The 13663-nt window shown below is 30.2% G+C and carries 11 protein-coding genes; 7 read left to right on the top strand and 4 right to left on the bottom strand.

Annotated elements, in window-relative coordinates; all coding sequences use genetic code 11:
- Window positions 1-131 precede the first annotated feature (131 nt).
- The 4 genes from ACZ5N4_RS12480 to ACZ5N4_RS12465 are packed head-to-tail and all read left to right on the top strand — an operon-like array spanning window position 132 to window position 4194.
- Complete coding sequence (locus ACZ5N4_RS12480) at window positions 132-1667, top strand: spore germination protein (RefSeq protein WP_464210372.1); 1536 nt, start codon at window positions 132-134, stop codon at window positions 1665-1667.
- A 3-nt stretch (window positions 1668-1670) separates the two neighbouring features.
- On the top strand, window positions 1671-2828 hold the full coding sequence (locus ACZ5N4_RS12475) for a Ger(x)C family spore germination protein (protein WP_464210370.1): 1158 nt from the start codon (window positions 1671-1673) through the stop codon (window positions 2826-2828).
- A gap of 3 nt (window positions 2829-2831) precedes the next feature.
- Window positions 2832-3044: a hypothetical protein gene (locus ACZ5N4_RS12470; RefSeq protein WP_464210368.1), complete on the top strand. Its 213-nt coding sequence runs from the start codon at window positions 2832-2834 to the stop codon at window positions 3042-3044.
- Window positions 3045-3093: 49 nt separating this feature from the next.
- Entirely contained in the window at window positions 3094-4194 is a 1101-nt protein-coding gene (locus tag ACZ5N4_RS12465) for a GerAB/ArcD/ProY family transporter (protein WP_464210367.1), read from the top strand.
- Window positions 4195-4301: 107 nt separating this feature from the next.
- On the opposite strand, the gene ACZ5N4_RS12460 is transcribed toward ACZ5N4_RS12465, so the two are convergent.
- The 3 genes from ACZ5N4_RS12460 to ACZ5N4_RS12450 all read right to left on the bottom strand — a co-directional run bounded on the left by ACZ5N4_RS12460 (window position 4302) and on the right by ACZ5N4_RS12450 (window position 7999).
- Window positions 4302-5879, bottom strand: a complete 1578-nt coding sequence (locus ACZ5N4_RS12460) for a sensor histidine kinase (RefSeq protein WP_464210366.1) — start codon at window positions 5877-5879, stop codon at window positions 4302-4304.
- Window positions 5876-6556 (bottom strand): response regulator transcription factor, encoded by a 681-nt coding sequence (locus ACZ5N4_RS12455; protein WP_464210364.1) that lies wholly within the window; start codon window positions 6554-6556, stop codon window positions 5876-5878. Before ACZ5N4_RS12455 ends, ACZ5N4_RS12460 begins: the two co-directional genes overlap by 4 nt.
- A 366-nt stretch (window positions 6557-6922) precedes the next feature.
- The gene (locus ACZ5N4_RS12450; protein ID WP_464210363.1) at window positions 6923-7999 is read right to left on the bottom strand and encodes a M24 family metallopeptidase; all 1077 of its coding nucleotides are present in this window, start codon (window positions 7997-7999) and stop codon (window positions 6923-6925) included.
- Between the two features lie 528 nt (window positions 8000-8527).
- Between ACZ5N4_RS12450 and ACZ5N4_RS12445 the strand changes: the two genes are divergently transcribed.
- The 3 genes from ACZ5N4_RS12445 (at window position 8528) to ACZ5N4_RS12435 (ending at window position 11826) form a co-directional block, all read left to right on the top strand.
- Entirely contained in the window at window positions 8528-9073 is a 546-nt protein-coding gene (locus tag ACZ5N4_RS12445; RefSeq protein WP_464210921.1) for a helix-turn-helix domain-containing protein, read from the top strand.
- A 112-nt stretch (window positions 9074-9185) separates the two neighbouring features.
- Window positions 9186-10061 carry an SDR family oxidoreductase gene (locus ACZ5N4_RS12440; protein ID WP_464210362.1) on the top strand — a complete coding sequence of 292 codons (876 nt, stop codon included), beginning with the start codon at window positions 9186-9188 and terminating at the stop codon, window positions 10059-10061.
- Between the two features lie 1015 nt (window positions 10062-11076).
- Window positions 11077-11826, top strand: a complete 750-nt coding sequence (locus ACZ5N4_RS12435; RefSeq protein ID WP_464210360.1) for a DUF438 domain-containing protein — start codon at window positions 11077-11079, stop codon at window positions 11824-11826.
- Between the two features lie 127 nt (window positions 11827-11953).
- Here ACZ5N4_RS12435 and ACZ5N4_RS12430 read toward each other — a convergent pair whose 3' ends face one another.
- Window positions 11954-13612 carry a glutamine--tRNA ligase/YqeY domain fusion protein gene (locus ACZ5N4_RS12430; protein ID WP_464210358.1) on the bottom strand — a complete coding sequence of 553 codons (1659 nt, stop codon included), beginning with the start codon at window positions 13610-13612 and terminating at the stop codon, window positions 11954-11956.
- Window positions 13613-13663 lie beyond the last annotated feature (51 nt).

The following is a 13663-nucleotide window of genomic DNA, read 5'->3' as shown; positions in this document are numbered from 1 at the left end:
GTCTTTTAGTTTGCTCCATGTTTACAAGGGAGCTAATCTTTAAAATTACATGAATAAATACTCAATAATAACAAATACTTCTTATTAACAACATAATTAATTACATTTTCCCTAAAAGCAAAGGAGTTCTTATGTCTAATAACAGTAATAATATAAAAACTGAAGATGCCTTTGGTAACATACAGTACAACGTAAAGTTGACAATGTCTTTAGAGAATAACATCAACATTTTTAAACAAATTTTTATTAATGATGATACACTAACATATCGAAAGTTTGAAAATAATAAAAATTGTTTAACGAAATTTTGTATGATATACATAGACTACATGGTTAATAGTACTATATTAAATCAGTATATTCTAAAGCCAATTATGAACTCAGATATCGTAGATGCTCAAAATAATTTTGCCGATATATTATATAAAAATGTTATAGAATCCAGCAGAATTAAAAAGACCTCAGATATTAATGAAATAGTGAAATCATTAATTTCAGGATGTACCGCTTTATTAATCGATAATTGTGAGGAAATATTAATAATAGATACAATTGGCTTTGAAACTAGATCAATTGAAGAGCCTTTATCTGAAGGTGTGGTTATGGGACCTAGGGAAGGCTTTATAGAAAGTTTAAAAGTAAACTTATCCTTAATTAGAAGAAGAATTCAAAATCCAGATTTAAAGTTTAAATTTAAGGAATTAGGCACCCGCACAAAAACTAATATTTGTATATGTTATATTGAAGGACTGGCACAAGAGAAAATATTGCAAGAATTATATATCAGATTAAATAAAATTCAAATTGACGGCATTATAGACTCTAACTATATAGAAGAACTTATTACGGATTCCCCTTTTTCCTTTATTAAAACTATAAATAGTACTGAAAGACCAGACGTTGTTGTTAGTAGGCTACTTGAAGGGAGAATTGCTATAGTGTGTGATGGAACTCCCTTTGTACTAACACTACCTTGCATTTTTTTAGAGAGATTTCAAGCAAGCGAGGATTATTATAATAACTACCTATTTGCATCTTTTAATAGACTTATTAGATGGAGCGGGTTCTTTCTATCTACTAGCACTCCTGCTATATATGTAGCTCTGGTAAACTTTCATCAAGAACTTATACCTACACAACTGCTTATAAGTATCTCTGCAGCAAGACAAGGAGTTGCAGTTCCAACTTTAGTTGAGGTATTAATAATGACTCTCACCTTTGAATTGCTCCGTGAAGCAGGCACTCGAATTCCTAAGCCTATTGGTCAGGCAGTAAGTATTGTTGGTGCATTAATTCTAGGTGATGCAGCTGTAAATGCAAGATTTATTAGCGCACCTATAGTAATAGTTACTGCTCTAACAGGGATTGCCAGTTTTTTGATCCCTCAATTTACCGGAGTAGTACCTGTTAGAATAATATTTTTAATTATGACATCATTTTTAGGATTATATGGATATATTTTCACCTTAATAGCTGTATTCCTGTATCTTACATCTCTTAGGAGTTTTGGCGTTCCATTTATGTTAAACTCAGGAACTGGGGCAATTACTTTTCAAGATTTAAAGGATACATCTATTCGAGTACCACAAATATTTATGAAAAAACGGCCAAAATTAATTTCTAATAACTTAAAACGTCAAAATAGTGATAAAGAAGGTTTAAAATAAAACATGAAATTTATTAAATTATCAATTTTATTTATCTATATAATTAGTAATGTTTTTCTATCTACAGGTTGTTGGAATTATAGAGAAGTTGAACAATTAGGGCTAGCTGCAGGAGTTTCAATAGATAAGGACGATGATAACAACAATTATATAGTTACTGCGGAATTGATTAATACGGAACCTTCTAGAGGTTCTACCAAAGTATCTTCTCAGCTTTTTTCAGCACGAGGAAAAACTATATTTGATGCTGTAAGAAATTTAATATTGGTAACTGGTAAAAAAATCTATTGGGGGCATACAAAGGTTATAATAATAAACGAAAATATTGCATCAAATGGAATTGTACCTGTAATTGATTGGATTAATAGAGATTCTGAACCAAGACAGGATACTTGGATACTTATAAGCCATGGTATAACTGCACGTGATGTATTAAAACAAAAAATACCACTAACTGATGTTACTTCTCTTCACCTAAATGAAATAATTAGAAGTCAAAATCCAATATATAAATTTCCTCAGATGGATATTTGGAGATTTAGAAGAGATATATCAAGCAACACTACCTCTGCTATAGCACCAGTAGTAAAAATTGAAAAAGTTAATGAATTTACCTTTCCTGAGATTTATGGCACTGCTGTATTTAAGCAGGATAAATTAGTGGGATACCTTGATGGTGAGGAAACAATGGATTTACTATTTATAAAGAATAAGATTCATGAAGGTTCATTGGTGATGAAACAACCGGTTAATACTGATACAGATGTCTCATTAGAAATTTTCAAAAGCAAAACTAAAATAAATTCTACTTACCAAAATGAAAACTTTACCATGAACATAAATATTGATACAGTTGTTGCCATCGATGAAGTAGCAGGCACTAAAAATTTTATTGATGAGCCTGGAAGAAGTAAATTAGAAAAAGATGCGGAGAAATTATTAAAAACTAGAATAGAAATCCTATTAAAAAAAGTTCAAACAAATTATAAAAGCGATATATTTGGATTTGGTGATATTATCAAAAGACAACATCCTGACATCTGGAGAAACATTCCTTACACTGATGAAAAGGTATTTTCTAAGATGCAATTCAATGTTGACGTAGACTTAACTATAAAAGGCAGTGGCAAAATATCAAAGCCAATTAGAATAGGAGAATAGACTATGTACGCAGCTGGTATAACTTTAATTTATATAATAATTATTATCATAGAAATTATTCCAATGGTAAAAGATAAAAAAAGAAACATGATATTTACATATATTACCCTCATGGCTGTTTCACTAATATTAAGTGTTCTACTTAGTTTGAAAGTAGAACTACCTAGTCCTGCATCTGCAATAGAAAGAGTAGTGATTCCTATTATAAAAAAATAACATACTTTTAGATAAAAGTATAAATTCTTCATTAATATGGAGGAACAATATGAATAAAGAAATAATCTCTGATAAGCAAGGCATATGTTTAGTAGTAATGTTTATATTGGGAAGTTCTTTACTAATAGGTACAGGAACAAGTGCTAAAAATGATACTTGGTTAGCCATTATTATTGGCACATTACTTTCTATTCCAGTTGTTTTGATATATTCCAGGCTTCTATACCTCTTTCCTGGAAAAGACTTATTTGATATTTTACATATTGTATTCGGAAATATTATAGGTAAAATATTAAGCATTATATATATTTGGTTTTCATTCTACTTAGGTGTGTTGGTGTTAAGAAATTTTTCTGAATTTACTAATATAGTAGTATACCCAGACACACCTGTAGTAATACCTATGATATTTTTTATACTTTTATGTATTTTTGCTCTTAAATTAGGCATTGAGGTATTAGGGCGCTGGAGTGAGCTTTTTATTATTGTAAATATTATAGCTGTAATTTTAATTACAATCATTTTATCATCTACTCAAATGAATATAAACAATCTTTTGCCTATACTTTATGATGGTATTCAACCAGTTGTCTCTGGAGCATTTTCTGCACTTTCATTTCCCTTTGCTGAAACAGTTGTGTTTACCATGGTTTTTTCTTCCTTTGAAAATCAAAAATCATCTTATAAAATTTATTTATATGGATTAATAATAGGATCATTAACACTATTTTTAAATAGCTTAAAAAATATATTAGTTCTAGGCTCGGATACTATGAATATCAATTATTTCCCATCATATATTTCTGTTAGTATAATAAGACTTGGCACCTTTATAGAAAGAATGGAAGCAACAGTAATCATTGTGCTAATTATAAATATATTTATAAAGGCCGCTATAGAAATGTTAGCTGTCTGTCGTGGTATAGCAAAAGTACTTAACATTGATGATTATAGATTTTTAGCAACACCTATCGCATTATTAACTCTCATTTTTTCTATATTTAACTTTAAAAGTACAATGGAGATGATGGACTGGGCTTTCAATGTATGGCCTTACTATGCAATACCACATCAAGTTATATTACCAATAATCATACTTATTGCTGCTGAAATAAAAGTGCGTAAACTATCTTCTTCTAAATTTACATAAAACATAAAATATGTCCACTAATCAAAAATCAGTGGACATATCTCTAAATTTTCTTTCTAGAATCTATTCAGATAAATAGCAAGTCAAATATGATAGTATATTTTGTATCATACTAGCTTGTTATTTATTTGAATGTTCCTAAGTGTAAAATAAAACTTTACTCCTCTATCAGTATTTTCTACTCCATATTCGCTGCCATGGAGCATAAGAATATTTTTAACAATTGCAAGTCCTATTCCTGTGCCTCCAAGTTTTCTAGTTCTAGCCTTATCAATTTTATAAAAATTATCCCATATTTTATCTATCTCATCCTCTGAGATGTTTTCCCCTGTGTTTTCTATTGAAATCAAAACTCTATCCTCTTGTTGTTCCATAGTAACCATTATACTTCCGTCTTCATTTGTATGTCTTATGGCATTTGTAATAAAATTCGTTATAACCTGCTCCATTCTGCTCCAATCTGCATGAACCTTTGTATTTTCAATGAAATTTATATCAAACTTTATATTTCTGTCGTTGAAAACAGCAGCAAACTTTTTTATTGTAGTTTTCAGAAGTTCATCTATATAGAATTCTTCTTTAACTAACTTAAAGTTTCCAGATTCTAGTTGAGATAAATCAAGCATATCCGCGACTAAGTTTGCCATCTTTTTGCTTTCATCTATTATAACATCGATATAATAATCTTTTTCTTCACTTTCAAATATATCGTCTTTTAGTCCTTCCGCATATCCACCTATAAGGCTTATAGGTGTTTTAAGTTCATGAGATACTGCTGCTACAAATTCCTTTCTCATCTTTTCTAATCTTCTTCCTTTTTCTATGTCTTCCTCCAATTTATAATTAGCATCTTTTAATGACGTAAGAGATTTGTTTAGATTTTCAGATAAAAAGTTTAGAGTATCCGCTAAATTTCCTATTTCATCTTCTCTTTTTATATTGCATTTTTTCGAAAAGTCTAGGTCAGCCATCTTAGAAGCAGAATCGTTTAATTCTAATAGTGGCTTGGTTAGCATGTTTGAATATATTAAAGACAATATTACTATTAAAAATAAAGCTACAATATAAAAATAAAAATAAAATTCCTTAATTACAGAAGATGCTTCATTTACAGGTTGTAGCGAGGATACCGCGAATATAATTTCATCTTTGTTATTGTCTGGCACTGCACTTACCATATATCTAGTTTCATTACCTCTTTTGTCAGTTAGAATAGTTATTGGTTTGTTGCTTGCTTTTATATCTATGATTATACTTGGATCCATTGTCCACTTTTTTATTATGTCATTTATTACTCTAAGCTTTAAAGCTTCTGTTTTTTCGCTGCCTGGTCTGGTTATAAATTTCGATTTACCATTACTGCTTAGTATAAGCACTTTAGCATTGTTTGCATCCTCAAAGTCCCTTATAAGTTCTGCTATCTTCTGTTCATCCTTAGTTTTGTTATAAGAAGTCCTAAACTTTTCTATTCCATTTTGTAAATCATTTTTCTTTTTTGACATATAGAATTGGCCAAAAAATAAGGATTGAATTACCAGCGTGCTGCTTATAAATACAATAAACACTAAAGCCGTCACTACAAACAGCTTTAGTGTTATGCTCTTATTTATCTTTTTGAGATTTATCTTTTTGAAATTTATTTTTTTAATATCTATATCTTTGAGTCTTATGTTTCTTATTTTCATTTCTTCACCTCAAATTTATAACCAACACCTCTAACGGTGGTAACAAGATAAGCCTTTTCTGCAAGTTTTTCTCTTAATCTTTTTATATGAGTATCAACTGTTCTTAAATCTCCATAATAATCTAATCCCCAAACAGAGTCTAAGATTTTTTCTCTGCTTAACACTAAATCCTTATTTTTTACAAGATAACATAGAAGCTCATACTCTTTAGGGGATAAATACACATCGACATCATCTATTTTTACTTCACGATACTCCTCATTGATATATAATCCATCATAAACATTACTGTTGATTTCTTTATTATTTTCTGGATAAGCCCTTTTTAATAAAGCTATTATTCTGGCAGCTAAAATTTTAGGGCTAAAGGGTTTTGTCACATAACTATCTGTTCCCAAACTAAAGCCTAACAATTGGTCTTCATCTTCACTTTTAGCTGTCAGCATTATTATAGGAACATTTGAAATTCTTCTGAGCTCTCTACATGTTGTCCACCCGTCCATAATAGGCATCATTATATCAAGTACAACAAGATTAACAGTGTTTGATTTAAATACTATTAAGGCCTCTTCACCATTTTCCGCATGCAGCACATTAAAGCCTTCTTTTTTTAAATACGCTTCTATAAGAACTCTCATTCTTTCTTCGTCATCTACTATTAATATAGTTTTAGCCATATTTATAATCTCCTAATCTATATTTAGGCATCTTCAAAAATAATCAGTCAGCATGTTAATCCTTTTAAATTATTATTTTCTTTCAAATGCCTTACTAAACAAAATTATATCATAAATTCTAACCTCTATCTTCACTTTTATTCTTTCATCGTTGTGGAGCATTGTTAAACTCCTATATTATGAAACTCCTCTTCCTTACGTCAGAGGAGTACTCACTGAGTAAGCGACCATATCAAAATCGAAGACTTTGTATGCATACTTAAAAAACTATCATTGTGCTGTGACACTTTAATGGCAAACTTGTTAACTTATTGTAAAATAAAAAAGGCTTATCACAACATAAATGCTGTTAATAAGCCTTTTTTATTATCCTATTATAGTTAATTCTTTGCTGTAGTTGTTAAGAACTTCGCAACCATCTTCAGTAACTAATACTAAGTCTTCTATTCTAACTCCAACTTCTCCTGGTAAATATATACCTGGCTCAATTGAGAATATCATTCCTGGTTCAAGTTTGTCAGTATTTACTGAAGAAACATCGCCGAAATCATGTACTTCTATACCGATTGAGTGTCCAGTTCTATGAGTAAAGTATTTTCCGTATCCAGCAGCTTCAATGTAATCTCTTGCTACAGCATCGATATCACAGAATCTTGCACCTGGCTTAACTGCTGCTATAGCTTTTAAGTTAGCTTCTAAAACAATGTTATATACTTCTCTAGCTTTATCTGATGCATGCTTATAGAATACAGTTCTAGTCATATCTGCGCAGTAAGAATCTTTTGTACATCCGATGTCTATTATTACACTGTCCCCTTCTTTAACTTCTGAATTGTCTGGTCCATGGTGTGGGTCAGCAGCATTTGCTCCATAAGCTATAATCGGATCAAATGAGAATCCATCTGCACCTAATTCTTCATAAATTCCTGCTAATATTTGTCCCATTTTCTTTTCAGTGTGTTCTTCTGGAACAATTTTAATCATTTTTTCCACTGCTAAATCATTAAGTCTTGAAGCTTCTCTCATAAAGTCTTTTTCTTGATCATCTTTACACATTCTTACTCTATCTAAAATAGCTGAACCATTTACAAAATTGCTTCCGCCTTTTAATTCCATAAGTCTTAATAAGAAACGAGCTGGCCAGTTCTTATCAACTCCCATTGGACTTTCTTTATCAACATATTTTGAAACTATTTCTACAGCATCTTGAGTATCATTGAACCATACTTTTTCAACACCTAAATCTTCTTGTACAGGGAATAGTTCGTTAATGAACAATTTATTGTTTCCCTTTAAGTTTATGTATAAAGCTAACATTCTTTCACCAGGATGAATCCATTTTCCTGTTAAATAAAATATAGCTGCAGGATCTGAAACTAACATTTGTGGTAATCCTTTAGCTTCCATCTCTCTTAATACTTTGTCTAATCTTTGTTGATTCATAATACATCCTCCTTAGTATTGGATAATATTTAAAAACCTCATATTAATTTTGTAATTATGAAGTTTTGCTTTGTCTAATTTATAATTTAAACTCATTAATTATAGTCTTTCTCAATTTAGCACAAGATATTGATTAAATTGTATGAGAAATTTTTCAAATTAAAACTTATTCAGTTACACAATAAACGTTTACATTATAAAATTTTATAACGTTTTAAAACAAAACATTTTCTTAAATTTTTACATATATTTTATAAACGCGAATGAATATTTTTAACTATAAATTAATATTATCACAATAATCTTAAAATGCATAGTTATTTTTACAGTGCTACTTAACTTTTTTTAAATATACCAAAAATTCTATGTTGATATTTAATTTTTTCTATTCTTAACAAATTAATATTAATAATTATTTTTTAAATACATATAAAATATTGAATTTATTTACTTCCTATGATATTATTTTAAAGGTAACACTAGAAATTTCTATATTTAGATAAGGTTGTGATGATCATAGAAGATAAAATGATGAATGAAATTTCTGAAAAAATTCGTAATTTGCGTAGAAAAAATGATTTAACATTAAAAGAACTTGGTGAGAAAACTGGTTTATCAGTTAGCTTTCTTTCTCAAGTAGAAAATGGGACATCATCATTGGCTATTACGTCTCTTAAAAAAATAGCAGACGCCTTAGGTGTTTCCATAAATATTTTTTTTGAAGATTGCCAGAACAATAACTTCCATGTAAAGTCCGAAGAGCAACACGTATTAAAGATGGAAGGCTCAAATTCAGAATTTATCCTATTAAGTGGTAAGTTCTCTGATAGAGCTATGGAACCGATGATTGTTTCTATTCCACCAGAAAAGGCTCACGGCCATAAATTCAACCACCCTGGTGAAGAATTTATTTATGTATTAGAAGGAGCTGTTATTGTAGAAGTAGATGGAACCGAATACTTTGTAAAATCTGGTGACTCCATGCATTATCCATCTATGATTCCTCATATATGGAAAAATCCTCTAAAACAAACTGCAAAATTATTATCTATTGTAACACCTCCAATTTTTTAGTTTCATTTATGAATGATAAAGTCCGTAAATACTAATACTAAATGTAACCAAACAACTTCGATAAATCGAAGTTGTTTATTTATATTAAGTTACAAGGAGGACTTTATTTAATATGGACGATCAATTCTATATAAACTTACCTAAATCAGTTCCTGAACAAAAACAGGATAAACAACCTGGAATAGAATCTCTGATGAATCCTAACCCTATTTTTGAGGATCCCAATTATAAAGGCTCTGATAGATTATCAGGAAAAGTTGCTGTAATTACTGGTGGTGACAGCGGTATAGGAAAAGCTGTGGCTATTGCCTATGCAAAAGAAGGTGCAGATGTAGCTATTATATATTACAATGAGCATGAGGATGCAGAAGCTACAAAAAGGCTAATTGAAAGTAAAGGTCGTAAATGCTTACTTCTGCCTGGAGATATTACCGATGATAACTTCTGCAAATCTGCAGTTCAAAAAATTATAGAACAGTTTAAAAAAATTGATATTTTAGTTAACAATGCCGCTGCTCAGTATCCACAAAACAGTATTGAGGATATCACAAATGAACAGTTAGAAAAAACCTTTAAAACTAATGTCTTTAGCATATTTTATATGATACGTGCAGTTATGCCTCATTTCAATCCAGGATGCTGTATTATAAATACTGTTTCAATAACAGCCTATGCTGGCGATGAACTCCTATTGGATTATTCAGCAACAAAAGGTGCTGTAGTTACACTTACCCGCTCTTTAGCACTTTCATTGATAAGTAGAAATATAAGAGTAAATGCAGTTGCTCCTGGCCCTGTATGGACTCCTATTATTCCGTCATCATTTAGCAAAGAACAGGTAGGTAAGTTTGGGACAGATACTCCAATCGGAAGACCTGCAGAGCCGGTAGAACTGGCGGCTGCTTATGTATATCTAGCATCTCCTGAATCATCATACGTTACAGGGCAAACCATACACGTAAATGGAGGAGCTTTTATAGGCGGCTAATCTATAGATATTCAACTTTAGTGCTTATCTTATTCAATTGAAGCTTTATCCTTATTTATAATAACAGAATATGATTATACTTATTATAAATAATTATGTATGTTTATCTATGCATAGAAAATACTAATATGGAATTGATTTTATAGGAGGTAAAGCTATGGAAGCTGGTGTAAGAAATAAGCTAATTGGTAAAGTTGAAGAAATTAAAGCTGACAATGTAATGGCTCAAATCAAGATGACTGTGGATGGATGAAATAATTCTCCATTAGTTACGTCCGTGATGACTAAAGAAAGTTTAGAAGATGCAGGATTTAAAGAAGGAGATACAGTTGAAGCCCTAATCAAAGCTATTAATGTTGTTTTTGTTAAGCAATAAACAAAGCTTTTGTATCAAATTCAAAGATTGGTCCTGATATGTTGTTCAATTTCAAAAACAACTATAAAATCATTATAAATACCCTTTCTATTAAAAGACAAAAGCCAGTAATCTAATAATCATAAAAACTGCATGAAATTTATTTATTTAAATATGCAGCTTTATGTTATTGATATTACTAGGCTTTCTTTTATCTTACTTACAATGCTTGCTGTACTTTGTATACATTTTTCAAACAATTTTATATGTAATTTTTCATCTTCTATAATTCTATTCAATAGCTTTCTTATATATCTATCCTTTATTAAACATATATGTTTTCATAATTTACAATAGCTTGTTTTCTGATTTTATATCTTCTAATATCATATCTAGTATACGGACTGTATGATTAACATATGCTCCTGTCCAAAATTGACCACAAGGACAATGAGTTTATGTAAACAGGCTTAACCCCTAATAACTTAATTATTTCTCCTAATATATGCTCGATACATTGTAAAATATTATTTTAAATATACACTTATGTCTTAATTAAGAAAAATTTTGATTGTAATCACAGTAATTAAAACCTTCTGATTTTATAATAGAATAAAAGAAAAGCAAAAATTGTACGGAAGTATTTTGGGAGGGTTTATTATGAATAAAACTGATAAATTAGTAGAATTATTGAAAAGATTAAATTCTGAAGAAATTACAGAATCACTAAGATCAGAAGCTTTAGAAATGGTTTCAAAGGTAGATCCATTAGAGTTATCTTTAGCAGAACAAAAGTTAATTGAAGAAGGAACTAAACCTGAAGATTTGAGACACCTATGTGACATTCATATGGAGGTTTTAAAAAGCGAATTAGATAAGCTTAAATTAAAATTATCTCCTGATCATATGCTTACTACTTTAATTCAAGAACATGATGAAATATTAAAGCTATTAACTTTATTAGAGGAAATTAACAGTAAAATACAAAAGATGAATAGCTATGATAAAAATGCAGTAGAATTTAATATGCTTTTAAAGACGGCTGATGATATAATTGATGCTGAAAATCATCACAAAAGAGAGGAAAATGTATTATTCCCTGAATTAGAATCAAGAGGAGTTACTGGTCCTACAAGAATTATGAGAATGGAACATGATATGTTGAGAGCTAAAAAGCATGAAATAAGAGAACTTGCTTTTGATGCATCAAAAATAGATTTTAACCATTTTAAAAAAGCACTAGATGAAGCAGCTAAGTATTTAATTTTTAACCTTAGAGATCACATTTATAAAGAAAATCATATTCTTTATCCTTCTTCCATGGAAACACTTACAGACTCAACATTATGGAGCCAGATGAAAGAAGAAAGTAATAAAATCGGATACTGCAGCTTCACTCCTGGAAAATAGTATATAGATATCCAACCTGAGTGTTTGACTTATTAGCAGTATTCATAGGGGTACCTCTTCTGTACTGTCTGATGTACCCCTATGAATACCTTAGTTAAGTCAAGTATCGGAGTTGATTATATATACTTTATTTTTCTACCTTAAATGAACTCTTTAAAGATACTATTCTGTTAAATACTAATTTATCTTTAGTAGTATACTTAGGATCTACATTGAAGTATCCTACCCTTATAAATTGGAACTTATCATGAGCTTTTGCATCTTTCATACTTGGCTCTACAAATCCTTGAAGTATTTCTAATGAATTTGGGTTAACTTGATCTAAGAAAGTTTCCCCTTCTTCCTTTTCTTCATCTAATATTAAAGGTTCGTATAATCTCACCTCTGCTGGTACTGCATGTTTAGCGCTTACCCAGTGAATTGTACCTTTAACCTTTCTTCCTGTAAATCCAGTTCCACTCTTAGTCTCTGGATCATAAGTACAATGCAATTCTATAATTTTTCCATTTTCGTCTTTTATAACATCGTTACATTTAATGAAATAAGCTTCTTTAAATCTAACTTCATTTCCTGGATATAATCTATGATATTTCTTTGGAGGATCTTCCATAAAATCATCTTCATCAATATATAATTCTCTTGAAAATGGAATCATACGGCTTCCAAACTCTGGATTATCTACGCTGTACGGTACCTCAAGCATTTCAACTTTATCTTCTGGATAGTTTGTAATAACAACCTTAAGAGGTCTTAATACTGCCATAGTTTTACGTGCTTTCTTTTCTAAGTCTTCTCTTAGAAAATGTTCTAACATTTGAGCATCTACTGTACTAGCAGCCTTAGCAACGCCTATAGCTTTACAGAAATTACGTATGGATTCAGGTGTAAATCCTTTTCTTCTTAAACCTGCAATTGTAGGCACACGAGGGTCATCCCAGGCATCTACGAATTTTTCATCAACTAACTGCTTTAATTTTCTTTTACTCATTACTGTATTAGTTAAGTTTAATCTTGCAAATTCAATTTGCTTAGGAGTGTTTTCCATTTCACATTCTCTTACAACCCAATCATATAATGGACGGTGGTCTTCAAATTCTAATGTACAAATAGAATGTGTTATTCCTTCAATAGCATCTTCAAGTGGATGAGCAAAGTCATACATTGGATATATACACCACTTATCCCCGGTATTATGATGTGATGCATGAGCTATACGATATATTGCAGGGTCTCTCATAGTTATATTAGGAGATGCCATATCTATTTTAGCTCTTAATATCTTTTCTCCATCCTTAAATTCACCTTTTCTCATTTTTTCAAATAAATCTAAGTTTTCTTCTATACTTCTATTTCTAAATGGACTTTCTTTTCCTGGTTGAGTTAAGGTTCCTCTATATTCTCTCATCTGCTCTGCACTTAAATCATCTACATAGGCTAAACCTTTTTTTATTAGCAAAACAGCTCTATTATACATTTCTTCAAAATAATTTGAAGCAAAAAATAATTCATCCCAATCAAAACCTAACCACTTAACGTCTTCTTTAATTGATTCAACATACTCTGTATCCTCTTTAGTTGGATTTGTATCATCAAAACGTAAATTTGTTTTACCTTTAAATTCATCTGCCAACTCAAAATTCAATACTATTGATTTCGCATGACCAATATGTAAATAGCCATTTGGCTCTGGTGGAAAACGTGTTACTATTTCTTTATATTTTCCTGCTTCTAAATCTTCAACTACTATATTTCTTATAAAATTTGATGAACTTGTTATATTCTCCATTTTTTCTCCCTTCTCGTCTATATTAAATTTTTCATTGCACTAAAAATAAAT

Source organism: Clostridium nitrophenolicum, assembly GCF_055391695.1.
Note: the sequence above shows the minus strand (reverse complement) of the source record. Positions and strands in the feature narration are given on the sequence as shown.